Genomic DNA, 23,958 nt, shown 5'->3' with positions numbered 1-23,958 from the left:
CGGATCTTCTGCCATGTTGGATACGGCTCGCCTCCTCTATCGAGGTGCACCCGAGTCGGCGCAACCCAACTTCAATCCCAGCTACCGCTACCTGAAAACCGTCATTGACGGCCGAACCATCTTCATGGTCCTCGGCTATGTCGACAGGCGCGCCGAAGGGCCCGTGGAAGTCTGGTACAGCAGCTCCGGCGAGGTCATCAAGCTCCTGAACGGCCACCTGGCAGGGACCACCGGCCTCAGCATCGACTGGCGCACCGTGCGCTTCTCTTCACTTCCCTCATGGCAAGCCGACTCGGGCACTTCTGCTGCGCAAGAGCAACGGTACAGGCGCGAGCGGGATCTCATGCCAGGCTATCGTTTCGGCATTCGCGATGAAGTCGTTCGCGCTCCAATCGCACCGCCCACCGACAGCGCCCTTTCGGGCACTGCCGCCAGCTCCTTGCAATGGTATGAAGAGCGCAGCGTGTCGTTGCCCGCAAATTCTTCGCTGCCGAACGCACGCTTTGCCGTTTCGCTTCTTTCGGGTACGCCTCAAGTCGTGTACTCGGAGCAATGCATTTCCAATGACCTCTGCATGAGCTTCGAGCGGTGGACACCTCCCGCGCCAGCAGCCGGCTCCCCGGCGAGCGCCGGGACATGAGCGCCCCAATTCGCACGCGCAGCAAACACCACTGGCCCCGTCACGTGGCGGTCGCCTGCGCATTGGCGGCAAATTTCAGCGCGCTGGCACAGCCTTGGGACAAGACCGCAACCAACGCGCCGGCAAGCGACGCCGACGTGCGCCCCGGCGAACGCCTGAGCACCTGGCTGCTGCGCCAACCCGAGGGTGCCGCTGCGCCCGGCCTTGCATGGCGGGTCCCGCAGGAACGACTCGCGCAGCAATTCCTCAAGAACACCTTGCTGGTTCGCATCGAAGCAGCGAACCGGCTCGCGGCTCGGGCCGATCAGGTCGAACGCCTGAAGCTGATCACCTGGCTGCAGCAAATGCCAGTCACCGGCCGGGTGGCACTCGGCGTGGTCGACCCGCGATGGCTGCAGGCCCATCCGGAAGAAGACCCGGTCCTGAGCGCCGGCCAGCAACTCGTCGCGCCGCCGGCCGACCTGAAGAGCGTTGCCGTCGTGCGCCCGAACGGCGAGCTGTGCCATGTGGCACACGAAGCCGGCCGTTCCGCATGGGACTACGTCACGGCCTGCGAACCCGTGGGCTCCTACGACTGGGCATGGGTTGCCCAGCCCGACGGCCGCACCGCTCGCGTGGGCGTTGCGCCATGGAACAGCCAACCCTCCGATGAGCCGGCGCCGGGCGCGTGGATCTGGGCCGCGCCGCGCGACATGACCGACCTGGTGGCCGCTTCCGAGGGAATCATCAAGTTCCTTGCAACGCAGGGACCTGCACCGCAAGGCACAAACAGCCTCGCTGCGGCATCGCCCGCGCGAACGGATCCGCAAGCTGCGACAGCACCCTCAACCACGGTATCCGTGCGCCCGGAGCCCGTTCCGCAGTACCAGCCCTACCGCGCCAGCGGCAACGACTGGGGCGAAACCGGGTTGCTGCAGACGCCCACGGCCCGAATGGGCCAGGCCGGCGACTTCCGGACTTCCCTGAGCAACGTGTACCCGTATTCGCGGCTCAACGTGATGTTCCAGCCCCTGGACTGGCTGGAGGCCGGCTTCCGCTACACGTCCATCAGCAATCGCGCCTACGGCGCCAGCACAACCGGCCAAAGCAACAAGGACAAGAGCATCGACCTCAAGGTGCGGCTCCTGAGCGAATCCGCCTATGTGCCGGAACTCGCGCTGGGCTTTCGAGACCTTGGTGGTACGGGCCTGTTTTCTTCCGAATACCTGGTTGCCAACAAGCGCCACGGCGACCTCGATTTCAGCCTTGGCATCGGCTGGGGATACATGGGCAGCAGCGGCAACATCCGCAACCCGCTGATCGCGCTGAGCAGCCGATTCAGAACGCGCCCTGGTAGTTCATCGTCAACAGGTGGCGTGGCAAACCTCGGCTCCTACTTCCGCGGCCCTGCGGCCCTGTTCGGCGGCGTGTCGTGGCGCACGCCCTGGGAGCCGCTGACCGTCAAGCTCGAGTACGAAGGCAACGACTACCAGCACGAGCCGCAGAACAACAACCAGCGGCAACGCTCGCCCTTCAACATCGGCCTCGAATACCGCCACTCGCCGAACGTGGCCTTCAGCGCCGGCTTCGAGCGCGGCAATAAAGTGATGGTGGGCATCACCTTGTCGACCAACGTTGCATCGATGCGATCCACCAAGGTCGCCGATCCGCCCCAGCCACGCTTTACACCGGAAGCACCCGCGAATCCGCCCGGCTGGGCATCCACGGCTGCCGAAATCGAGGCACGTACCGAGTGGACGGTCCAGCGCATCGCGCCGCAAGGCAGCGGCCTGCACGTGTGGATTACCGAGAGCAACACCGTCTATCGCGAAGCGCGCGTGCAGCAGATCATTGCCGTGCTGCATCGCGATGCACCGGCATCGGCAAAGACGTTCATCCTGCACTACAACGAACGCGGCCTGGCCATGCACGCACAGGTCGTCGACAGGGCCGAATGGGTAACGGCGCACTACCAGGCACAAACGCCCGCCGAGAAACGGGCCGTCAGCCAACGCGAATACGCACCGCCGCAGGACAACAGCGAAGACCGGCTGCTCATCGAGCTTCCGTCGAAAAACACTGCCGCAGCCACGACAACAACCGGCACCCCGCAGCCTGCTGACGCAGCAATGGCCCCCTGGGAACATCGCCCCCAGAAATTCTTCTTCGGGCTGACCCCCAGCTTCTCGCAGATCCTGGGTGGGCCCGATGCTTTCGTGCTCTACCAGCTCGGTGTTCAGGCAACGGCCGAATACCGCTTTACGCAGAGCACCTGGGTGAATGCCGCGCTGAACTGGCGCGTGGTGGACAACTTCGACAAGTTCACCTACACCGCGCCCAGCAACCTGCCGCGCGTGCGAACCTTCCAGCGCGAGTACGTCACGTCGAAGCGCTTGACCATGCCGGTGCTTCAGCTGACCCACGTGGGCCGCCTGAACGAAGACCAGTACTACAGCGTGTATGGCGGTGCGCTAGAACCCATGTTTGCGGGCGTCGGTGCCGAATGGCTGTACCGGCCGTGGCGCAGCAAGTTTGCCCTGGGCGTCGACATCAACCATGTACGGCAGCGCGACTTTGCGCAGGATTTTGGCCTGCGCGACTACAAGGTCAACACCGGCCATGCCACCCTGTACTGGGACACCGGCTGGAACGGCGTGCAAGCCAGAATCAGCGCGGGCCAGTACCTGGCCGGCGATCGCGGCGTGTCCATCGACATCAGCCGCCGCTTCGACAACGGCGTGACGATCGGGGCCTATGCCACCAAGACCAATGTGTCGGCGGCGCGGTTCGGCGAAGGCAGCTTCGACAAGGGCATCTACATTTCGCTGCCGTTCGACGCGCTGCTGCCGCGGTCCAGCAAGTTCTCCGCGAACTTCACCTGGGCCCCTCTGGTGCGAGATGGTGGCGCAAAGCTGGGACGAATCAACCCGCTCTACGAAATGACGACCTCGCGGGATCCGAGGGCGTTCAGCTTTTCGCCGCCGGACGACAACAAGCCCAAGGCGGGCGACAACATTTTGGATTTCGGGCCGGCTCGATAACAACCGTGGCTTGCGAGAAAAGCCCGGCTACCGAATCTCGCACCTGGCGAGCAGAGAGATAAGAAAGTCAGGCGGCTATAGCGATCGGCGATGCGGGCTTGCCACCATCGTCGGCGCGATGATGATGCCCGACGCCAACTGGCTGGCCCAAAGGCCGCACCCGATGCCGCTCCAGATGCACCCAGTCGACCACTTCCAGGTGCGGCTGGTAGCCAGGCAGCATCTGCTTCAGCACAGCCTTCAAGGCTGGAACATCGCTGCTTTCAAGCGTTGCATTCAGCACATCGAACTGGCGCCATAGCTCTTCCCACGGCGGGCAATTTTCGTGCGCCTTCATCACGCGCGGATGCACCGTGGGCATGGCGTTGTTGCCGATCAGCAGCTCTTCGTACAGCTTCTCGCCAGGGCGCAAGCCGGTGATGTGCAGCTCGATGTCGCCTTCGGGCGTTGCCTCGTCGCGCACGGTGCGCCCCGAAAGTTCCACCAGCCGACGCGCCAGATCGATGATGCGCACCGGGTTGCCCATGTCGAGCACGAACACGTCGCCACCCCAGGCCATGGCGCCTGCCTGGATCACCAGCTGGGCGGCCTCGGGAATCGTCATGAAATAGCGCGTGATGTCGGCATGCGTGAGCGTGATTGGCCCACCGGCTTCAATCTGGCGCCGAAACAACGGCACCACCGAACCACTGGAACCGAGCACATTGCCGAAGCGGACCATCGAGAAACAGGTTTCGGTACTCTGCTGCGCCAGCCCTTGCAACGCCAATTCGGCCAACCGCTTGCTGGCCCCCATGATGTTGGTCGGCCGAACGGCCTTGTCCGTGCTGACCAGCACGAAGCGCCGAACCTTGCACTCCATTGCCACTCGCGCCGCAGTGAGCGTGCCGATCGCGTTGTTGCGCACGCCTTCGATCGGGTTGTGTTCGACGAGGGGCACGTGCTTGTAGGCGGCCGCGTGATAGACCGTGTCGGGGCGCCACGCATGCATGATCTCGCGCAGCCGGCGGGCGTCGCACACCGAGGCCAGGAGCGGGATGACGCGGACTTCAGGCGCAAGCTCCTCGAGTTCCTGGTGAATGGCATAGAGCGCGTATTCGCTCAAGTCGACCAGCAGCAGCACTGATGGCGAGAGTTGCACGATCTGTCGGCAAAGTTCGCTGCCGATGGAGCCACCCGCCCCAGTAACCAAGACCACCTGGCTGCGAATGTGCTTGTGCAGCAGGTCGGCAACCGGTGCCACCGGATCGCGCCCCAGCAGATCTTCGATATCGACCTCGAGCAGGTCGTTGAATTGCACCCTGCCGTTGGCCAGATCGGCCAGGGCCGGCAAGGTGCGCACATGCAGACGCAGCGGCAAGAGCCGATTCAGGATTTCAACGCGGCGCACATGGCTGGCCGAAGGCATGGCCAACAGCACATCGGTAATGCCCTGCTTGCCGGCGTTCTGCTCCAACCATTCGACCGATTGAATTCGCACGCCGTTGATCGTGTTGCCTTGAAGGTGGGCTGCATCGTCCACAAACGCGCAAAGCATCATTTCGCGGCTCTGCGCCAATGCCGCGGCCAGCTGCAGACCGGCACCGCCCGCGCCGTAGATCACCACTTGCGGCAGGGCCTTGCGATGGAGTGCGCTCATGTACAGACCGCCCAGCCAATAGCGCGCGAACATGCGGCAACCCGCAATCGCGAGGAAGATCAGCAGCGGCGCCAGAATGCCCACCGTGCGCGGCACGCCCTTTACGCCGATCACGGAGAACATGAGTGCATAGCCGATGCCGAACGCTGTGCAGGCCCGCACGATTGCCATCAAGGCAGCGCTGCCGGCATAGCGAAAGATGGCCCGGTACAAGCCGAAGACCACAAAGAGCGGCAACGCCAGGACCACGGCCATCACCGGCGCCGCCCATTGCACGCCGCGCAGGGTTACCCATTGCTCATACCGAAAACTGAATGCGATCCAAACGCACAGCAGGCACAAAGCCGCGTCCACGGCCAACGCCAGCAAGCGTTTGGCAGGGCGTGGCAGCGCAAGCAGCGGGGCAGCCAAACGATTGATCACTTGAGTTCCACCCCTCGGAAGCGCTGTTTCATTTCTTCATTTTCTGTGAAGAAATACCAGGGCACACCCCCAGTTCTGGGTATTCCGCCACGGTCAGCTGTGAGATTGTGTATTGTTTGTGTCTAGGCAAGTGACGCGGTACTGAAGAAGATTGCCCTTTCTTCAAACCGAAGCCTTGCTCAGTACAAGCAACAAACTCAGGTCGCTTCCTTGTATTTGTACTCGGTGTAGCGGTAGCCGCCGTACTTGTAGCCGTAGCTTCCGTAGTGCCTGCGCGAGAGGTCCATGCCGTTGAAGACCACGCCGTTAACTCGCTGCCCTGCGTGGGCCAGGCGCTTGACGCTTTCATTGAGTTCACCGAGTTGCGTCAGACCATCGCGAGCAACCAGCAGGATGGCACCCGTATGTGCGGCCACTGCCGCGGCATCCGCCGCAACCAACACCGGCGGACTGTCGATGACCACCAGGTCGTACTGGGCAGACATGGCATTCAGCAAGTCGCCCAGCCTTGACGACAACATCATGTTGGCCGGGTTAACCGGGTAGTTACCGGTCGTAAGAACATCGAGGTTAGGTACAACCTGGGTATGGATCGCCTGCTCGGTGCTCATGTCCCCCACCAGCACGTCGGCCAAGCCGCCCTGCCGCGGAAGGCCGAAGGCTTTCTGGATGTGCCCCTTGCGCAAGTCGGCATCGATCAGCAGCACGCGTTTGCCGGCCTGCGCCATGATCACGGCGAAGTTGCCCGAAACAAAGCTCTTGCCCACGCCCGGCGTCGCACCAGTGATGAGCACCCGGTTGTTCCCGGATTCCATCAAGGTCAGCTGCAGGGAGATGCGCAGGTTGCGCAAGCTCTCTATGGCCACACTTCCCGGCTCGGTGACGGCCAGCAACTGAACGCCGCCTGCACCGCCTGCAATGCGCTGGAGAAGTTTCTCCTGTTCGACGGCAAGAGGGACGACCGAATAAACGTTCAATCCAAGACGATCTTCAATCTCTTGAGGATTCCGAATGCCGCTGGCCATTTTGCTGCGCACGATGGCCAGTGAGATGCCAGTCAACAAACCCAGCACCAACGACAGAGCTACGACCAATGGCTTCTGTGGCTTCACAGGCCTCTTGGGCTCGGTGGCCTTGTCGAGCAAGCGCACGTTACCAACCTTGCCTTCCTTGACGAGGCGCAACTGCAGCGAGCTGTTGAGCAGCGATTTGTAGAGTTCGCCGTTCACGCGCACGTCTCGCTCCAGCCGCAACGCGTCTCGCTGCTGAACCGGCATGGCGCTCACGCGGCGGTCGATGCCATCGAGTTCGTGGCGGAAGGCAGCGATTTGCCCGTCGATCACGCGCACCTTGGGGTTCGTTTCAGTAAAGCGAGAGAGCAGATCGCGTCGCAGTTGCTCGGCCTCGAGCTTCTTGGTCTCCAACTGCACCGCCTGGCTCAAGACCGCCTTGGCTTCCTCATCGAAGGCAACGGTTCCGTTCTTGTTCCGGAAGTTTGCGTATGCATCCTCAGAGCTTTCGAGCTGCTTCTTGAACTCGGGCAATTGCCCGTCGAGGAATTCGAGCGTCTTCTCTGCCTCGGCTGCCTTGCGTTCGACGTTTTGATGTACGTACTGCGCGCCGATTTCGTTGAGGATGCGCCGCAAGCGATCGCGATCGCTGTCTTCCAGGGTCGCACTGATCACGTTCGACTGCTTGCCCTGTTCACTGAGCTGGATTCGCTTTTGCAGGTCCTCGGTGGTGGCAAGCACAGACGCGCGAGAGACGACGAACTGCGCGCCGGGCTTCCCATCAAGCTGCGAGACGATGAGCACGATCGTGCCGCCGTGCACCTGCTGACTCAGCGGCTTGCCGACCGTGCCGGTCAACGGCTCGGCCAAGTCAGGGTGAGCAAGCGTGTACTGGCCGTCGGCCTGTGCGGTGATGGTGAAAGGCTTCTGGTCTTCAAACTCGGGCGGAACATCGAACTTGGCGATGTCGATCGCCTCCGTGCCCGAGACGTAGCCGCTCATCCCCAGAAAACCAGGCTCTGACAGCCCCTTGGCACGGCGGGCGAGCCACTCGCCGATCACCGGCGTATAGCGGGGCTGCGCATCGATGTACAAGCGCGTTGCCTCGACCGCGCCGCCCATGATCATTCGCGACCGGATGATCTGGATTTCGCCAATGGCTGGCGTCTTCACATCGAACAGGCTTCCTGTATCGCCGAGAAAACTCTTTGCATCGGGCGCGGAGTCTTCGACCTGGACCAGCAGGTTGGACTGATAGATGGGCGTTGCCAGCAACGCGTACGCGACACCCAGCGCGACAGCGACGAACGTAATGCCGGTCACCAGCCACTTGCGGTCGATCAGGATGTCCAGGTATTCGGACAGATGAATTACATCGTCATCGTCGTCGCGCAGAGGCCCGGCAATGGCAACCGGCGAGGCAGATGGGGAAGCAAGGGATGTCATGAGAGTTTTCTTATGCGTTCGGCCCACGCACTGGCGCCGGCATCGATGAGTTGTAGGGCTTGCTCGAAGGCTGGTCGACCCAAGCGGTAGGGGTCGGGGATGTCGACGCGCGCAACCTCACCCAGACGGAACAATTTGCCGCGCGTGAGGGGGTGACGCTGGTTGATTAGCAGACGCTGCTCTTCATCCATGACAAGGATGAGATCAGCCTGCTGGCACATCAGATTGGTCAGTTGGCGCGCGCGGTGAGACTCGATGTCGAGCCCGCGCTCGGCCATGAGTTGACGCGCCAGGGGATCAGCCGGCTGCCCCACCAGCGCACCAACGCCGGCCGAAGCGACCTCGAGCTGCGGCAAGGCGGCGGCGATCAAGGCCTCGCCCATCGGGCTGCGGCAGATGTTGCCGATACATACGACCAGGACGGACTTCATGACGCTGAGCGCCCCATCAGGTCAGCGACACCCGGAGGCCGCACAAGACTATTAATCACAATTAGAAAACTCCCCTTCCAATAACATTTTAGTTCTTGGCTGTCACAAATCCGCCCCACGCTCCGATGCGCGATGCCGCCATACCAACCGGGCCAGCGCCTCGCCCAGCAAGAGCCCAACCGCGTCTGCCAACAAGTCCTCCCACTCGGCAAACCGGTCAGGCGTGAAGGACTGCAACGCCTCGATGAGCCCCCCGTAGGCCAGAAGACCCAGAAGTACCGGGACGGGCTGCTTTGGCCATGCCCGATTCCCAAGAAAGGCCAACACCGCAAACGCCAGGGCGTGGTTGCTCTTGTCCCACCCCGTGCTGGGCATTTGCGGCGATGGCGGCATCAGGCTGAGCACCAGCAACACAAGCATTGCGACAAGCAGCAGCCCACGCCAGAGGGCAACCCTTTGCGCGAGGCAAAACTGCAGCTTCAAGCCGACGCCTCGGCCAGCACCTGCGCAATGACCGTGCAGCTCTTGTCCACCTCGACAGGAGTCAATGTGGGATGAACGAGAAACATCAGGCTTGTTTCGCCCAGTGCACGTGCAACGGGCAGCGGTTCGGTCGGCCGCCAGCCGGTGCCGTCGAATGCGCGCTCCAGATACACCTCCGAGCACGAACCCTGATAGCAAGGCACGCCATGCGCCTGAATGGCATCGGCAATGCGGTCGCGGCTCCAGCCTTGGGTCAACCGCTCCGGCTGAACGTACACATAGCATTTGTAGTGCGCATGCACACTGCCGGCCGCGACGTGATGCGCAAACTCCGGCACGCGCACCGCTGAATGAGGGCGCGCCGTCGCCCACAACGCTTGCGCGTGCTGGGCGCGCGCAGCGGTCCATTCGGCCATGCGCTTCAATTGAACGCGGCCAATGACGGCCTGCATTTCGAGCATGCGCCAATTGGTGCCGAAACTTTCGTGCAGCCATCGAAAGCCCGGCGCGTGCTTGCGCTCGTACACGGCCTCGTAACTCTTGCCGTGGTCCTTGTACTGCCACATGGCACGCCACAGCGCTTCGTCGTCTGTCGTGACCATGCCGCCTTCGCCGCCCGTGGTCATGATCTTGTCTTGGCAAAAAGACCAGGCGCTTGCATGGCCGATGGAGCCGACCGACCTGCCTTTGTAGCGTGCACCGTGCGCCTGCGCGCAGTCTTCGATTACCTTGAAGCCGTGCGTGGCGGCGAGCGCCATGATCGGGTCCATGTCGCAGGGCCAACCAGCCAGGTGCACGCAGATGACGGCCTTGGTGCGCGGCGAGATCGCTTGAGCGATGGTTTCCGCCGACAGGTTGCCGCTTTGCGCATCGACATCCGCAAACACCGGCGTGGCCCCCGCATTCACAACGCACGACACGCTGGCGATAAAGGTGCGTGGCGTGACGATCACCTCGTCACCGGGGCCGATGTTCATGCCCTTGAGGATCACGTCCAGTGCCAACGTGCCATTGGCCAGTGCAAGCGCGTGCGCGGTGTCAGCCCATGCTGCGAATTCGCTTTCGAATGTGCGGCACTCCTGCCCGGTCCAGTAGTTGACCTTGTTGGACAAAAGAACGCGCTGCACGGCGTCGGCTTCTTCGGCTGTGAAGCTGGGCCAGGGAGAGAACGAGGTATTCAACACGGCAGATCAACCTTTGATGAATGGTTTGGCGGGATTGCCAACCACGGTGGCGCCGGCCGGCACGTCGCGAGTGACTACCGCGCCCATGCCGACGACGGCGCCACGACCGATGACGAGGGGCTGGCCCGGCTTGCCCTGCTTGATGACGGCCCCGGTGCCGATGTATGCATGGTCTTCAATAAGCACATTGCCATTGCATTTGACGCCGGGCGCAAAGGTAACGAAGTCGCCGACCACGCAATCGTGAGCCACGTAGCTATAGATGTTCGCGTGAAAGTGCCGCCCAATCCGGATATTGGACGTGAGCATGGCGAAGGGACTCAATACAGCACCTTCCCCGAGCACCGCATCGTCCAACATCACCACGTTGGCAGCGACCACGGTCCATGGCAACACCTTGTCATCAGCGCAGCGTGCAGCCAATTTTTCTCGTACTGTGCTGTTGGCGATGGCAAGCACCGCATGCCGTGCACTGGCTTCGACCTGCATGAATTCCGCATAGCGCAGCACACGCTGGCCATTCACGATCTGTGCTTCGGGCTCATCGTCAACGAACACCAATTGCTCGGCCGGTATGCCCTGACGCCGCAATTGCTCACGCGCCAGAGGCATCACTTCGCGGCCATAACCACTGGCACCGTAAACGGCAAAGAGAGGAAGGGTCATTGTTTGTCTCCAGTTCGCGAGCCTACGAATCGCGGCATCGTGGCTTCGCCCGCCGCACTGATGCCATCACGCACCAGCACCTTGCGCACGGTGAGCCACAAGATCTTGATGTCGAGCCAGAGCGACCAGTGGTCGACGTACCACACGTCGAGCTTGAACTTCTCGTCCCAGCTCAACGCGTTGCGCCCGTTGACCTGAGCCCAGCCCGTGATACCGGGGCGCACTTCATGGCGCCGCGATTGCTCGGCGGAGTACAGAGGCAGGTAGTCCATCAGCAGCGGACGTGGACCCACCAGGCTCATGTCGCCCTTGAGCACGTTCCAGAGTTCGGGCAACTCGTCGAGGCTGCTGGCGCGCAGGAAACGGCCGAATGGCGTCAACCGATCTGCATCGGGCAACAACTGACCATCGACGCCCCGCGCATCCGTCATCGTGCGGAACTTGACCATGTTGAATGGTCGCCCGTGCAAGCCCGGTCGCGTCTGGCGAAAGAACGCGGGACTGCCCAGCTTGCGGCGCACTTGCCATGTCAGGAACAACAGCGGCAGCCCCAGGAGCAGCAACGCCAGACTGGCGAGCGCGATGTCAAAAAGGCGCTTCATTACGATTTCGGAACGGTGGTTGGCCAAGCGCGTGAAGATGGCACCGAATCTGGCGACCCCGACCTTCAGGGCCAGTTGTTCCCGGTAGTAGCGCTGCGCCTGATGCCCCATGGCCGCCAAGGCGTCAGGCGGCATGGCTGCGAGTGCCTCAGCGGCGTCGGCCAGTGCATTGGCGTTTTCGGATTCAACGACCACGCCGCCGCCTGACTGTGCAACCAACCCGGCCGCATCACCATCGACCGCCATCAACAGCGGCTTGCCAACGGCCATGTAAGCCTGTGTCTTGGAGGGAATGGTGATCTCGAACAGCGGATCCTTGCGCAGGTGGACCAACAGAGCCTCGGCGGCGTTGAGCAACGCACCCACCTCCGACATCGGCACCGGCGACAGAAAGGTCACGTTGTGCAACTGCAGGTCGGTCGCCCGCTGCTTGAGCCGGGACACCTCGACACCGCCGCCCAGCAGCACGAAGCACACCCGTGCGTTGCGCGCCTGCAGAAGAGCAGCCGCGTCGAGCACCGCATCGAGTGCCTGGGCCTTGCCCATGTTTCCCGCAAAGAGGATGCGGAATTTTTCCGGGCCCGGGAAGCTGGCCGGCGGATGGCCCTGCGGCGAAGCCAACGCAACTTCATCGGCCCAGTTGTAGATCACTTCGACCTTGGTATCGGGCACGCCACGCTCCAGCAGCAGACGCTTGAAACCCGGCGAAAGAACGGCGATGTGATCCACGCGGCGATACACCCATTGGCACACGGCAGCCACCGCGCCCAAAGCCCGGGCATTGTTGACCATGCCGGTGGCACGCAAGGTATCGGGCCACATGTCCTGTATGTCGTAGACCACCGGAACACGGCGCAGCAGCCGCAGCAAGCTGGCCGTGATGCCCACCGTGAGCGGAGGATGGTAGGCATAGATCACATCGGGCCGCCGCGCCATGAACAAGCCATAGAACAGCGATGAGGCAGCGAAGCTGGCGTAGTTCAACACCCGCTTGATCGCCGACTGGTCGTGGTTGGGATAGAGCGGCACGCGCGTTACCTGCACACCGTCGATCACTTCGCGCTGCAGCAGCTTGATGCGGTAGCCCGGATACACCTTGCCACCCGGGTAGTTGGGGAAACCCGTCAGCACTTCGACCTCGAAGCCCTGGCGCACGAGTTCACGAGCGAACACGATGCCCTTGAACGTCGGCTCCGGGTCGAACCACTGCGTCAGCAACAACACACGAGTTGCCATGCGTCAGTACTTTTTCCAGACCACGCGATTCACGTAGTCTGTGTAGCTGTGGACGATGCGAAGCACCTTATCCGAAACATTGGGCATGCTGTAGTCGGCCACCTGGCGCAGGCCGCGTGCCTCGCCTCGGGGCTGGGTGTCCAAAATGGCCAGGCCTTGGCGCACACGCTCCACTTCGAGGCCCACCATCATCACGGCGGCCTCTTCCATCCCTTCGGGCCGCTCGTGCGCCTCGCGCAAGTTGAGCGCCGGGAAGTTGAGGATCGATGACTCTTCGTTGATCGTGCCGCTGTCAGACAGCGTGGCCCGCGCCGAGAGTTGCAGCTTCACGTAATCGTGAAAGCCCAGCGGCTTCAGCAGGCGCACCTGCGGATGAAAGCGCGCACCGGTTGCGTCGATGCGCTTTTGCGTGCGCGGGTGCGTGGAGACGATGACCGGCAAGCCGTGGTCTTCGGCAACCGCATTCAACACGGCCACCAGCTTGGTGAAGGACTGCGCAGACTCGATGTTCTCTTCGCGGTGGGCGCTGACCACGAAATATTGCTCAGCCTGCAAGCCCAAACGCTGCAGCACGTCGGACGACTCGATGCGCGGGCGATAGTGCGTCAGCACCTCGAACATCGGGCTGCCAGTCTTGATGACCAGGTCGGGCGGCAGCCCTTCGCGCAGGAGGTAGTCGCGCGCGATGGTGCTGTAGGTGAGGTTGACATCCGCCGTGTGGTCCACGATGCGGCGGTTGGTTTCTTCGGGCACACGCTGGTCGAAGCAACGGTTGCCCGCTTCCATGTGAAAGATCGGGATCTTGCGACGCTTGGCCGGGATCACCGAGAGGCAGCTGTTGGTGTCGCCCAGCACGAGCATGGCCTCGGGCTGCACCTCGCCCAGCACCTGGTCCACCGCGATGATGAGATTGCCGATGGTGTGCGCCGCGCTGGTTGCATTGGCCGCGCTGTTCAGGAAGTGATCGGGCTTGCGCACGCCCAGGTCGTCGAAGAAGACCTGGTTGAGTTCGTAGTCGTAGTTCTGGCCGGTATGCACCAGCACATGGTCGCAATGCTCGTCCAGCCGGGCCAGCACGCGCGACAGGCGAATGATTTCAGGCCGGGTGCCGACCACGGTCATGACTTTGAGTTTTTTCATGAGAAAAGATCTGAAGTCGTGGCGGTCTACAGCGGGCAAGCGAAGGTGTCTGGCCGCGCGCGGTCGAACACCTCGTTGGCCCAGAGCATGACGACCATTTCCTCGGTGCCGATGTTGGTGATGTCATGCGTCCAGCCGGGCACGGTCTCGACGATTTCAGACTTGTCGCCAGCCGTGACCAACTCATGGACTTCGCCGGTTTGCATGTGCCGGAACTTGAAACGCGCCTGCCCCTTGATGACCAGGAACTTCTCGGTCTTGCTGTGGTGGTAGTGGCCGCCTCGCGTGATGCCGGCGTGCGCGGTGAAGAACGAGAACTGGCCGGCATCCGGCGTCTTCAGCATCTCGACGAACACGCCGCGCGCATCCCCGTACTGAGGCACCGGGTAGGCGAACGACTCGGGCGGCAGGTAGCTCACATAAGTCGAATAAAGCGCCCGCACCAGCCCCGTGCCCACGCGGTCCGTCATGAGGGTGCTGCGGCTGTCCTTGAACGACTGGATCTGCCGGGCCAGTTCGCCCACCGTGGTGGTGTACTGCGGCGCCACGGTGGCAAACCCCTCGGCGTCAGGCGCAGCATCTGCGCCATCCATCAGCTGAACGAAGCGTTCGATGACGTCGTCCACATACACCAGCGTGACGGCCGCTGCCGGGTCGTTGACCTGGATGGGGAGTCCGCGCGAGATGTTGTGGCAGAACGTGGCCACGGCCGAGTTGTAGTTGGGCCGGCACCATTTTCCGAAGACGTTGGGCAGTCGGAGGAGATGCATCGGAATGCCGTGGCTGCGAGCAGCTGCCTGCAGCGTCTCCTCGGCCTCGCGCTTGCTGCGGCCGTAGGGATTGTCGAACCCCGCCTGGGTGGACGAGGTGTAGACGACCGGCACCTTCTTGCCCGTGGCTTCGGCCACTGCGCAGACAGCACGGCTCAGGCTCTGCGTGAGTTCCGCGTTGCCGGTGGCAAATTCCTGCGGGTCTTGCGGGCGATTGACCCCCGCGAGATGGAACACGAAGTCCACCCCCTGCAGCAGCGCGGGCAGTTGGTCTACGCCGTCGTCGCGAGTGAAGCAGGCCACCTGCACGTCCTTGCGCTCAGCCAGGTGCAACTGGAGGTTCTTGCCCACGAACCCGCGGGCGCCGGTAATCAACACTTTCATGGTCTTATTCCTGCGCCTCGGCGACCTCGCCGCGTGCGATGCGCTGCATGAAGTCGAGCTTGAGCAGCAGCTTCTTCATGCCTTCCACATCGAGCCGGGTGGTGTTGTGCGAGTTGTAGTCTTCGCCATGCGTGCTTCGGGTAATGCGCTGCTCGCCCTGCTCCACATACTTGGCGTAATTCAGGTCGCGTCCGTCGGGCGGCACGCGGTAGTAGTCGCCCTGGTCTTCGGCACAGGCCATTTCCTCGCGGCTCAGCAGCGCTTCGTAGAGCTTTTCGCCATGGCGCGTCCCGATCTCGCGCACTTCGTGGTCGGGTTTGTGCATCACCTCCAGAATCGCTCGGGTCAGCACCTGCACGGTCGCTGCCGGGGCCTTCTGCACAAAAATGTCGCCGTTATTGCCGTGCTCGAAGGCGTGCAGCACCAGTTCGACGGCATCCTCCAGCGTCATCATGAAGCGAGTCATAGACGGGTCGGTCACGGTGATGGGCTTGCCTGCCAGCACCTGCTCCACGAACAGCGGGATGACCGAACCGCGCGAGCCCATGACGTTGCCGTAGCGAGTGCCGCAAATGACGGTGTTCGTGCTTTCCAGATTGCGGCTGGCGGCGACCATCACCTTCTCCATCATGGCTTTGCTGATGCCCATGGCGTTGATTGGGTAGACGGCTTTGTCGGTGCTGAGGCACACGACTCGTTTCACGCCTGCGGCAATTGCTGCCTCCAACACGTTCTCGGTCCCGAGCACATTGGTGCGGACTGCCTGCATTGGGTGGAATTCGCAGGAAGGCACCTGCTTAAGTGCCGCCGCATGAAAAACGTAATCCACGCCACGCATCGCCGCACTCACGCTTCGCGAATCGCGTACATCACCAATATAGAACTTGAGCTTGGGATGGTTGTAGCGCTTGCGCATGTCATCCTGCTTTTTCTCATCGCGGCTGAAAATCCGGATCTCGGCGATGTCGGTATCTAGAAATCCCTTCAAAACGGCATTGCCGAAGGAACCAGTACCGCCGGTGATCAATAAAATTCCATTTTTGAACATCTCAATTTCTCGCTTCAATTCTAGAAATAAGATTCTTCAAAAAATCAAATCTATTCTTTGGCTGATTTTCGGATACCAAATTCTTAATTGAATCTTGCAAATTGGAAAAATTTTCCCGGAAATAGTCCAAGCCCGCTGCAAATTCGCTTGCGTCATCTGCCTTAAGAATAGCGGGATGCTCATAGAAGGCCGGCATGCCGTGCGCAATGATGGGTAGGCCACGCGACATTAATTGAAGCGATTTATTCGACATAGTGACTGCCTCGATATCAGCAACATTTTTCTTGTATGGAATAATCGCCGCAAAAAACCTTTCTAACGGCAATTCATCCAGCTTTGCCGAAGAAACAATTACCACATTCGCTGCCGATTCAATTTTAGAAATTTGATCTCGTATGTTCGACGCTTGCGGCCCTACAAGATAAAAAATCACATCAGAACGCGAGGATGTGGATTGAATCAAAAGATCGAAGTCCACGCGGGCATCAATATGGGCCCATAACAACACAGCATTTCTTTCGCCGCTAGGCACGGGCTCTCTGTACTCGACATCAGCCCAAGGAAAGAACAACTCCGGAGAGCACCACTCGGAAACCTGTTTCATCAACGGATAAGACACGGTCAATACCAAATCACTACCCGCACACGTCATTCCTAAGCTCTTCTTAGCATGGCTTCCAGAAAAAAGCTTCGCCTGAGCTACAAAATCGTCATTGATAATAGTTACTATTTTATTATTTGGAAAAACATCCCGCAGAAAGTAGTAATCGTAATTGAAATTTACAATAACCGAATCCGCGGACACATTTTTACCAAACAAAGCCCGGATGCTTCTTTTTTCCACCAATGCGTTCAGCCATCTCAATACGGGCCATATCCTCAATTGATGATGGATCAGCTGGCGCGTTCGCGCAATTTTCAGATCGCCATCGATCCTTGCGATTTCCTCACGAACGCCGCGCTGCCAGATAAAAGAAGGTTTTTGACAAAAACGTATCTGGCCGCCAAAATTACGTATTAATTCAGCTACTTGATGACGAAGTCGCGGCGCTTCATGCCAATTGCTTTTACTAAAAAATATGTAATCATCCATCTTCAATCCTGCGAGATTCGATCTGCAACAGTTTTAACTTCAACAGTCTTCACGAGCCTGGCGATGATTTGCTCCGCGGCTTGACCGCTGCCGTATAAATAACTCTCCGAGAGAAATTTCCGGCCGGACTGCAACGCTTCTGCTATTTTTTCTGGATTAGAGCCTACGACGTCATTAAGACCAGCTTCTACCAATTCGATCCACTCCGTTTCCTCCCGAAGAGTTACACAATATTTTTTATTGAAGTAAGCCTCTTTCTGCACGCCGCCGGAATCTGTTGCAACAAGCCTGCAATTCGCTTCCAGCCAAATCATCTCCAAATAACCTACTGGATCGACCCCATGCACATTGCTTGGCAATACCAAGTTCATCTGCTTTAATTTGGCCCGAGTACGGGGATGAAGCGGCAATACGACGGGAATTCCCGACTTTTCTAGCCCCTGAAAAATTCCCCGCATGCGATCAGGATCGTCTGTGTTTTCTGCGCGATGCACTGTACACAGCACAAATTTGTCGATATCTAGGCAAAGAGAGTCAAACCAAATTGGTTTACGCGCGTGCTGCTTGTAAAACACCGCGGCGTCGCACATTACGTCGCCCACAGGATGAATTTTTTCGCTCGGCACACCCTCGTCGCGCAAATTCTTAACGGCTAGGCGAGTGGGGGCGAAAAGTAAAGTGGAGACATGGTCAGCTAGGATGCGATTGATCTCTTCTGGCATACGGCGATTGAAAGAACGCAAGCCGGCCTCGACGTGCGCTACCTTGATATGCAGTTTGCTGGCGGCCAGCGCACCGGCCAAAGTACTATCGGTATCGCCATATACCAAAACCCAATCGGGTTTTTCGAGCAACATCAATTCTTCGAGCTTCTCAAGCATACGGCCGGTGTTTTGACCATGAGTACCACCACCTATGCCCAAATTGTGAGCTGGCCGAGGAATTTTGAGTTCATCAAAAAATACATCTGACATATTGGCGTCATAGTGTTGGCCAGTATGGACAAGAAGTTCCTGCACATCGGGACGATGCTCCCTGAACGCGCGGGAAACTACTGCAGCTTTAATGAATTGAGGGCGCGCACCGATAACTGTGAGAATTTTCATGTGTACAGCTTATAAGTAAAAACAAAAGTACGAGATAGCACTCAATTCAGTTTGTCAGTGCAACGATAGATCTACGTGGGTTACGCCTGCCATCGAATTAAAAAATACGTCGACGATATAGCAAACTGTACAACAGCCATAGTGCCACCAGAAACAGCAGCGTCATTATCAAAAGCTTCCCAAATAAAATCCCAGCAATATCCCCCGTCATAATAAAAGTTGACGGAATCAATAGCTGAAGAATTATGCGAGCCGCGCCGAGCGAATAGCCAAAAAAATGGCGAAAAAATCCGGTTAGCAACACAATTGCCAAGCAGTAATTCAAGGCAACGATAGCCGGAGATATCAACGCGAGAACATACCCGCCGATAGCGAAAGCCTCTCCTACGAAAAATGAGTTCACCACCCCCGTCTCATCTGCCGTTGTATTTGCCCCCCAAAGCACCATCATCAGATCTTTGTTGTAGATCGGATAATCGATCAACAGATTTGCGAATGGAATGGAGTGCCAGATGTAATTCGCATCATGCAAGCGGATTGCAAATTCCTCGTATAGCCCCCCAATTTGCCCCAGCCCTGCTCTAAATAATAAAAATTGGATGAAATCGGATAAGTTAATTCCACCAAACTGAATATATGAAATCGCAAAAAGCGCCGCCAGCGACACAGCCCCCATCAGCAGAGAGTATTTGGCGACCCTAGCAAGTGAAAATTTATTTGCGACCGACAGATTGGCAAGAATCGCAAGGACTAGCACAGAAAATATTGGGGCTTTATCACCAAAAAATGTAACTGCAAATAAAATTAAACAAAGCCCAAATGCTTTTCTATATCTACCCATCCGATCGTATGAGAGGCCAAAGAGAATTCCATTAAATATAAATAGGAATCTAAAAAAACTCATGACCACAGTTGGAATACTCGTGGCGTATCTGTTCTGCAGGCGAACCTCCATCAAATCACTACCGGACACGATATTGGAGAGGAGCGCGTGCCGCATTCCGGCCGCAAAAAACAACACAAGAACAACAATTATGCAAAAAATTGTAACGCGATATATTCCATCGATTAATAGAAGGTCTTTATCCACCAAAACAGGTGCATTTTTAGTAAGCAAGGATTTGTGTCGATAAAAGAACTTGCATATGGCTGCGAAGGTTATTGAAAACAGAAGCAGTGCGTACAGAGCATAAATTGTGGCCTCCTGAACAGATTCATCGGTCACGTAAAAATATACGAAATTCTTATATACACCAAAGCTATACAAAATAATTCCGGGAACAATCAGAAGAAACACTTCCTTCCCAAAAACCAGCCCGCCAAACCCTTTTCTTTTCCAAGACGCCTCCAGGAATGTGCCCTTAAGTAAAAATAAATTTAAGGGAACGAATAAGGCGCACCAACCAAGAACCAAAAATTCGAACATTGTTTTAGGTGATTTTTAGCAATTATCAAAGCAACGGTTGATTTGCCTGGGGCACTGGCGCATGGATGGTCTAGCCCTTGTCAGCCTTGGTTGTTTGCATTCCGGCATCAAGATGGGGTTACAGGGAGCCACATTCGAATTCTTGGATGTCGCAGTTTTGACTATGTTTACGCCCATAATTTCACCGCTGTCGGCACACTTACCACTGCTGCCCCTGCGGCTCCCCACACTAATATGATCCAAAAGCTTTCTCGCAAGGCGGTGTACAAATCGCGGCCCTTTATTCCTGAGAGCAACGCCACAACATTCAGGTAGAGGGCATAAAACAGGAATCCTGAAATGGCGTATATTTCAACAACGTGTGCCGGCACCCACCAGCCGGCGATACCCACGGCCCCGACCCGTAATGCAAGACCCAATAACTGCAGATTCAATGCGGTACGCTGGTTGCCGGTCACATGCAACGTCATCGATACAGGCGAGGCTAAAAATTGCAAAACGAACCAGGGTGTCATCCAAGCGACCAATTCACCCGCACGTAGCCATTCGCTTCCAAAAATCAAAGGAAATGCGACCGGTGAAACAATACCCGCAAATACCAAGGGCCCGATGCCGCTCCTGCCCAACCCTCCAATGATTTGCGTCGTAAAGTTGGCAAGACGTCCAGCTCTCAGTTCTTCTGGCGCGCGCGACAAATAGACCTGCGACACAGCGCTACCAATCAACCCCATAGGTACAGCCATAGCACGCATGGCAAGCATCAAGTAACCGGCTTCCGGCCCGACGCTTGATGCCGCAATAATGATCACGGGCAATTGAGCACTGGCGCTATTGGCGAAGGCTTCAAACGTGGAGTACTTGGGAAAACGATCGTAGCGGCGTAACATTTGACACATCCCCGCCCAACTGATCTTTCGGATGGAAAATCGATCCTCGCGCAGTGCGTTGCACCCTAACCCGACTAATCCTGCACCGCTGCTGATTATTTGTCCGAGAAGAAGTCCGAACGGAGTCAGTTGGGCCAAACCCAAACCGACCTGAGTCCCCGCCCCACCAATAGCCTGAGTCATCCGCGTTTTGGCAATTGCGCCAAAGCGCTTCTTTCGTGTAGACCAGTACTGAACCGCCGCGTAGCCGCTGGCAAGCCAGACGCCTAAAGGCAAAAGCCATACGTACGGACTCAATGCTGGTTGGCCTATCAAAGCCGCAATTTGAGTAGGAACCCACCACACAACCAAAGCTGTCACTGTTGCAGCAGCGGAACAGAAACATAGCGCGACGGCCAGTAGGTTCGCGGCGTCCTCATCGCTCTCGGGCAACGGGATCGCAATCTCCAACCGCAGACACGCAGCGACGGAAATAATTGACAGGATCGAGGCAAAGACCGCAAGCAAGCTGAAGTCAAGGGGCGTATAGAGTCGGGTGAGAAGGGGTAGCACCAAGATAGTGATCGCCTGCGCAAACGCGGTGCCGCCGACCAGCACGCCAACCGAGCGCACAAATCCCGCTCGGTTGAGAGACTGGAATTTGGCGCGCAGTAGCCGCACGACGTTCGGAATAGGCATCAGTAGATCAAGGTGACATCAGCACCAATTGAATTGCGGCTTGATCAGACGACGTCAGATAGGCATGCATTGGCAAGCTCAGCACCTCCTTCGCTACCGCGTCACCCACGGGCAACTTGGCCCCTTCGTCTGCCACCGCGAGCTGCTGATTCAGCGGAATCGGGTAGTGCACTACCGTCGGCACTCCAACCCGCTTCATACGCGCCTGCAGCGCCTCTCGAGCATCCACACGCACTGTGTATTGCGCCCACGCACTTTGGTTATGCGCCTCGATATAGGGAATGGCGGCAATCCCGCCTTCTCCCAACAGACGTCCGTATTCCATAGCCACACGCTGACGGCTAGCAATTTCGTCGTCGAAGATCTCAAGCTTTGCCAGTAGAACTGCTGCCTGCAAGGTGTCTAGGCGGCTGTTCACGCCCACGCGAATGTGGTGATACCGCCGCTCCTGTCCATGCCGAGCAATCTGCCGCATCACCTTGGCCAGTTCGTCATCGTTGGTGAAGATGGCCCCGCCATCCCCATAACAACCCAGTGGCTTGCTGGGAAAGAAGCTGGCGCACGCGATGGTACTGAGGTTGCAACTCTTGCGCCCCTTATAGGTAGCGCCAAAACTCTGCGCTGCATCTTCGATCACCGGAATCCCGTGTCGGGCGGCAATGGCATTGATGGCGTCGAAGTCGGCGCACTGGCCATACAGGCTCACCGGGACGATGGCCTTGGTCCGCGGAGTGATCGCGGCCTCGAGCAGCTTCGGGTCTAGGTTGTAAGTGCGCGGGTCGATGTCCACATACACCGGCTTGGCGCCCAGCAACGCCACCGTTTCGGCAGTAGCGATGTAGGTGAAGCCTGGGGTAATGACTTCATCGCCCGGCCCAATGCCGAGCGCCATTTGGGCGATCTGCAAGGCATCCGTGCCGTTGGCCACGGTGATGCAATGCCTGGCGCCGGTATAGGCCGCAAGCTTCTCTTCCAACTCGGCAACTTCAGGGCCGAGGATGTACTGGCCGTGCGCCAGCACGCGCTGAATAGCCGCGTCAATCTGGTCCTTGATGCGCGCTTGCTGGGTCTTGAGGTCGATGAATTCGATCATGGTGCCTTGGCTTCCAGCTTGGTTACGGCATTGCCGTCGAGTACATAACGCACGCCGGTGTGCGCGCAAACGGCTTCAGCTGCACCTTGCAGCGGCAGTGCGAGCTGTTCGCCAAACTCGCTCATCCAGCCGATCTGCTTGGCAGGCACTCCGACCATGAGTGCGTAGGCCGGCACGTTCCTGTTGATTACGGCACCCGCGCCGATGAAGGCAAATTCGCCCACGGTGTTGCCGCAGACGATGGTGCAGTTGGCGCCCAGCGTGGCGCCCCGCTTCACGAGGGTGCGGCGATATTCGTCCTTGCGCGTGACGGCTGAGCGCGGGTTGTAGACGTTGGTGAAAACCATGCTCGGCCCGCAGAACACGTCGTCCTCCAGCGTCACTGCGTCGTAGACGCTGACGTTGTTCTGGATCTTGACGTTATTGCCTATGGAAACGTCGTTGCCTACATAGACGTTCTGGCCGAGCGAGCAGCCCTCGCCGATGGAGGCCTGCGCGCTGACGTGCACCCAATGCCAGATGCGGGTGCCGTCGCCGATGCGGGCGCCCTCGTCGATGATCGCGGTGGGGTGGGCTTTGTATGCCATGCCGAACTCGCGGTCCGTCAGGCCAGATGGCGTACGAACGGGTGCACTTCGCCCTGCTCGCCCTGGACGGGCGTCGCACTGCGGATCACGTTGACGGTCTCGATGCAGTGGCGTGCATCCTCGAGGCCATAGCCACGACCGGCCAAAATTTCGTGGTAGCTCACGGTGTGCAGGTCCGTGAAGCCTTCGGAGAACTCGAGTTTTTCGCCGCTGATGTCGATGTTGCGGAAGGTTGTCTTCTTGCCCTTCACTTCGGCCGGCAGGTCGTTGGCGTCAATGGACAAGAACCAGCGCACGCGCGCGCGTTCGTATTCGAGGTAGCCGGCTGCCTTGGCCGTGCCGCTGTAATGCACCACGTTGCGCTGCAGCTTGCCAAAGATGAAGTGCAGCATGTCGTAGAAGTGCACGCCAATGTTGGTCGCCACGCCGAATGACTTGCGGTTGTCGCCCTTCCAGCTTTCCATGTACCACTTGCCTCGCGAGGTGATGTAGGTCAGCTCGACGTCAAACTTGGTGTCTGCCGGCGCAGCCGCCACCTTGTCGCGCAGCTTCAGGATGGCGTCGTGGTGGCGCAACTGCAGGATGTTGAAGACGCGCTTGCCGGTTTCTTTTTCAACGCGTTGCAGTTCGTCGACGAGGTCTGGCGTGGGCACCAGGGGCTTCTCGCAGATCACGTCGCAACCCAGGCGCAGGCCTGCAGCAATGTGCGGATGGTGCAGGTAGTTGGGGCTGCAGATCGCCACATAGTCCAGCGCGGTCGCGGGGTTGCGCTTGAGCTGCTGCGCGTGCTCGTAGAAGCGTTCGAACTCGGTGAAGAACTCGCTCTGCGGCGAAATGCTGTCGATGATGCCGACCGAATCGTTGATGTCGTAGGCCACCGCAAGATGGTTGTCCGTGTCCTTGATGGCGCGCATGTGGCGCGGGGCGATGTATCCGGCGGCGCCGATCAGTGCAAAGTTTTTCATG

19 protein-coding genes and 1 pseudogene are annotated in these 23,958 nt (G+C 58.9%); 2 read left to right on the top strand and 18 right to left on the bottom strand.

The window, feature by feature from the left end; translation table 11 throughout:
• Positions 1-13: 13 nt before the first annotated feature.
• Both ASC92_RS01485 and ASC92_RS01480 read left to right on the top strand, forming a co-directional pair.
• Positions 14-640, top strand: coding sequence for a YjbF family lipoprotein (locus ASC92_RS01485; protein WP_056509617.1), 627 nt, complete (start codon positions 14-16; stop codon positions 638-640).
• Complete coding sequence (locus ASC92_RS01480; protein WP_056511749.1) at positions 637-3,660, top strand: YjbH domain-containing protein; 3,024 nt, start codon at positions 637-639, stop codon at positions 3,658-3,660. The genes ASC92_RS01485 and ASC92_RS01480 overlap by 4 nt, the downstream gene beginning before the upstream one ends.
• Before the next feature lie 67 nt (positions 3,661-3,727).
• Here ASC92_RS01480 and ASC92_RS01475 read toward each other — a convergent pair whose 3' ends face one another.
• The 18 genes and pseudogenes from ASC92_RS01475 to ASC92_RS01405 form a co-directional block, all read right to left on the bottom strand.
• Complete coding sequence (locus ASC92_RS01475) at positions 3,728-5,722, bottom strand: polysaccharide biosynthesis protein (protein WP_056509614.1); 1,995 nt, start codon at positions 5,720-5,722, stop codon at positions 3,728-3,730.
• Positions 5,723-5,919: 197 nt separating this feature from the next.
• Complete coding sequence (locus ASC92_RS01470; protein ID WP_056509612.1) at positions 5,920-8,178, bottom strand: polysaccharide biosynthesis tyrosine autokinase; 2,259 nt, start codon at positions 8,176-8,178, stop codon at positions 5,920-5,922.
• Positions 8,175-8,609: a low molecular weight protein-tyrosine-phosphatase gene (locus ASC92_RS01465; protein ID WP_056509610.1), complete on the bottom strand. Its 435-nt coding sequence runs from the start codon at positions 8,607-8,609 to the stop codon at positions 8,175-8,177. The genes ASC92_RS01470 and ASC92_RS01465 overlap by 4 nt, the downstream gene beginning before the upstream one ends.
• Positions 8,610-8,711: 102 nt before the next feature.
• Complete coding sequence (locus tag ASC92_RS01460; protein ID WP_321164573.1) at positions 8,712-9,092, bottom strand: VanZ family protein; 381 nt, start codon at positions 9,090-9,092, stop codon at positions 8,712-8,714.
• Positions 9,089-10,276 carry a DegT/DnrJ/EryC1/StrS family aminotransferase gene (locus ASC92_RS01455; RefSeq protein WP_056509606.1) on the bottom strand — a complete coding sequence of 396 codons (1,188 nt, stop codon included), beginning with the start codon at positions 10,274-10,276 and terminating at the stop codon, positions 9,089-9,091. The genes ASC92_RS01460 and ASC92_RS01455 overlap by 4 nt, the downstream gene beginning before the upstream one ends.
• 6 nt (positions 10,277-10,282) lie before the next feature.
• The gene (locus ASC92_RS01450) at positions 10,283-10,942 is read right to left on the bottom strand and encodes an acetyltransferase (RefSeq protein WP_056509603.1); all 660 of its coding nucleotides are present in this window, start codon (positions 10,940-10,942) and stop codon (positions 10,283-10,285) included.
• Complete coding sequence (locus ASC92_RS29180; RefSeq protein ID WP_235505686.1) at positions 10,939-11,544, bottom strand: sugar transferase; 606 nt, start codon at positions 11,542-11,544, stop codon at positions 10,939-10,941. The genes ASC92_RS01450 and ASC92_RS29180 overlap by 4 nt, the downstream gene beginning before the upstream one ends.
• Positions 11,545-11,700: 156 nt before the next feature.
• Positions 11,701-12,780: pseudogene (locus ASC92_RS29175) on the bottom strand (glycosyltransferase family 4 protein); the annotation flags it as partial.
• A 3-nt stretch (positions 12,781-12,783) separates the two neighbouring features.
• A complete protein-coding gene (gene wecB / locus ASC92_RS01440; protein ID WP_056509597.1) occupies positions 12,784-13,920 on the bottom strand; it encodes a non-hydrolyzing UDP-N-acetylglucosamine 2-epimerase in 1,137 nt (378 codons plus the stop codon).
• 26 nt (positions 13,921-13,946) lie between these two features.
• Complete coding sequence (wbjC, locus tag ASC92_RS01435) at positions 13,947-15,074, bottom strand: UDP-2-acetamido-2,6-beta-L-arabino-hexul-4-ose reductase (protein WP_056509594.1); 1,128 nt, start codon at positions 15,072-15,074, stop codon at positions 13,947-13,949.
• Between the two features lie 4 nt (positions 15,075-15,078).
• On the bottom strand, positions 15,079-16,122 hold the full coding sequence (locus tag ASC92_RS01430; protein ID WP_056509591.1) for a polysaccharide biosynthesis protein: 1,044 nt from the start codon (positions 16,120-16,122) through the stop codon (positions 15,079-15,081).
• Between the two features lies 1 nt (position 16,123).
• Positions 16,124-17,215 carry a hypothetical protein gene (locus tag ASC92_RS28465; RefSeq protein ID WP_157608958.1) on the bottom strand — a complete coding sequence of 364 codons (1,092 nt, stop codon included), beginning with the start codon at positions 17,213-17,215 and terminating at the stop codon, positions 16,124-16,126.
• Between the two features lie 2 nt (positions 17,216-17,217).
• A complete protein-coding gene (wecB, locus tag ASC92_RS27825) occupies positions 17,218-18,321 on the bottom strand; it encodes a non-hydrolyzing UDP-N-acetylglucosamine 2-epimerase (protein ID WP_082519444.1) in 1,104 nt (367 codons plus the stop codon).
• 97 nt (positions 18,322-18,418) lie between these two features.
• Positions 18,419-19,747, bottom strand: a complete 1,329-nt coding sequence (locus ASC92_RS28460; RefSeq protein ID WP_157608957.1) for a hypothetical protein — start codon at positions 19,745-19,747, stop codon at positions 18,419-18,421.
• Positions 19,748-19,914: 167 nt separating this feature from the next.
• Positions 19,915-21,312: a lipopolysaccharide biosynthesis protein gene (locus ASC92_RS27820; RefSeq protein WP_157608956.1), complete on the bottom strand. Its 1,398-nt coding sequence runs from the start codon at positions 21,310-21,312 to the stop codon at positions 19,915-19,917.
• Positions 21,313-21,319: 7 nt separating this feature from the next.
• A complete protein-coding gene (locus tag ASC92_RS01415; RefSeq protein WP_056509582.1) occupies positions 21,320-22,405 on the bottom strand; it encodes a DegT/DnrJ/EryC1/StrS family aminotransferase in 1,086 nt (361 codons plus the stop codon).
• Positions 22,402-22,992 (bottom strand): N-acetyltransferase, encoded by a 591-nt coding sequence (locus tag ASC92_RS01410; protein ID WP_056509579.1) that lies wholly within the window; start codon positions 22,990-22,992, stop codon positions 22,402-22,404. The genes ASC92_RS01415 and ASC92_RS01410 overlap by 4 nt, the downstream gene beginning before the upstream one ends.
• Before the next feature lie 17 nt (positions 22,993-23,009).
• Positions 23,010-23,957 (bottom strand): Gfo/Idh/MocA family protein, encoded by a 948-nt coding sequence (locus tag ASC92_RS01405; RefSeq protein WP_056509575.1) that lies wholly within the window; start codon positions 23,955-23,957, stop codon positions 23,010-23,012.
• Between the last annotated feature and the right edge of the window lies 1 nt (position 23,958).

This window comes from Variovorax sp. Root411 (genome assembly GCF_001425205.1).
Classification (GTDB): Bacteria; Pseudomonadota; Gammaproteobacteria; order Burkholderiales; family Burkholderiaceae_C; genus Variovorax.
The sequence above is the reverse complement of the archived record's forward strand: the minus strand, read 5'-3'. Positions and strand labels throughout refer to the sequence as shown.

Excerpts from the sequence above, each read along its gene's own strand:
- ASC92_RS01465 (WP_056509610.1), bottom strand. The coding sequence starts at position 8,609 with ATGAAGTCCGTCCTGGTCGTATGTATCGGCAACATCTGCCGCAGCCCG.
- ASC92_RS01415 (WP_056509582.1), bottom strand. The coding sequence starts at position 22,405 with ATGATCGAATTCATCGACCTCAAGACCCAGCAAGCGCGCATCAAGGAC.
- ASC92_RS29180 (WP_235505686.1), bottom strand. The coding sequence starts at position 11,544 with ATGAAGCGCCTTTTTGACATCGCGCTCGCCAGTCTGGCGTTGCTGCTC.
- ASC92_RS01410 (WP_056509579.1), bottom strand. The coding sequence starts at position 22,992 with ATGGCATACAAAGCCCACCCCACCGCGATCATCGACGAGGGCGCCCGC.
- ASC92_RS01430 (WP_056509591.1), bottom strand. The coding sequence starts at position 16,122 with ATGTTCAAAAATGGAATTTTATTGATCACCGGCGGTACTGGTTCCTTC.
- wecB (WP_056509597.1), bottom strand. The coding sequence starts at position 13,920 with ATGAAAAAACTCAAAGTCATGACCGTGGTCGGCACCCGGCCTGAAATC.
- ASC92_RS28460 (WP_157608957.1), bottom strand. The coding sequence starts at position 19,747 with ATGTTCGAATTTTTGGTTCTTGGTTGGTGCGCCTTATTCGTTCCCTTA.
- ASC92_RS28465 (WP_157608958.1), bottom strand. The coding sequence starts at position 17,215 with ATGGATGATTACATATTTTTTAGTAAAAGCAATTGGCATGAAGCGCCG.
- wecB (WP_082519444.1), bottom strand. The coding sequence starts at position 18,321 with ATGAAAATTCTCACAGTTATCGGTGCGCGCCCTCAATTCATTAAAGCT.
- ASC92_RS01480 (WP_056511749.1), top strand. The coding sequence starts at position 637 with ATGAGCGCCCCAATTCGCACGCGCAGCAAACACCACTGGCCCCGTCAC.
- ASC92_RS01405 (WP_056509575.1), bottom strand. The coding sequence starts at position 23,957 with ATGAAAAACTTTGCACTGATCGGCGCCGCCGGATACATCGCCCCGCGC.
- ASC92_RS01485 (WP_056509617.1), top strand. The coding sequence starts at position 14 with ATGTTGGATACGGCTCGCCTCCTCTATCGAGGTGCACCCGAGTCGGCG.
- wbjC (WP_056509594.1), bottom strand. The coding sequence starts at position 15,074 with ATGAAAGTGTTGATTACCGGCGCCCGCGGGTTCGTGGGCAAGAACCTC.
- ASC92_RS27820 (WP_157608956.1), bottom strand. The coding sequence starts at position 21,312 with ATGCCTATTCCGAACGTCGTGCGGCTACTGCGCGCCAAATTCCAGTCT.
- ASC92_RS01450 (WP_056509603.1), bottom strand. The coding sequence starts at position 10,942 with ATGACCCTTCCTCTCTTTGCCGTTTACGGTGCCAGTGGTTATGGCCGC.
- ASC92_RS01470 (WP_056509612.1), bottom strand. The coding sequence starts at position 8,178 with ATGACATCCCTTGCTTCCCCATCTGCCTCGCCGGTTGCCATTGCCGGG.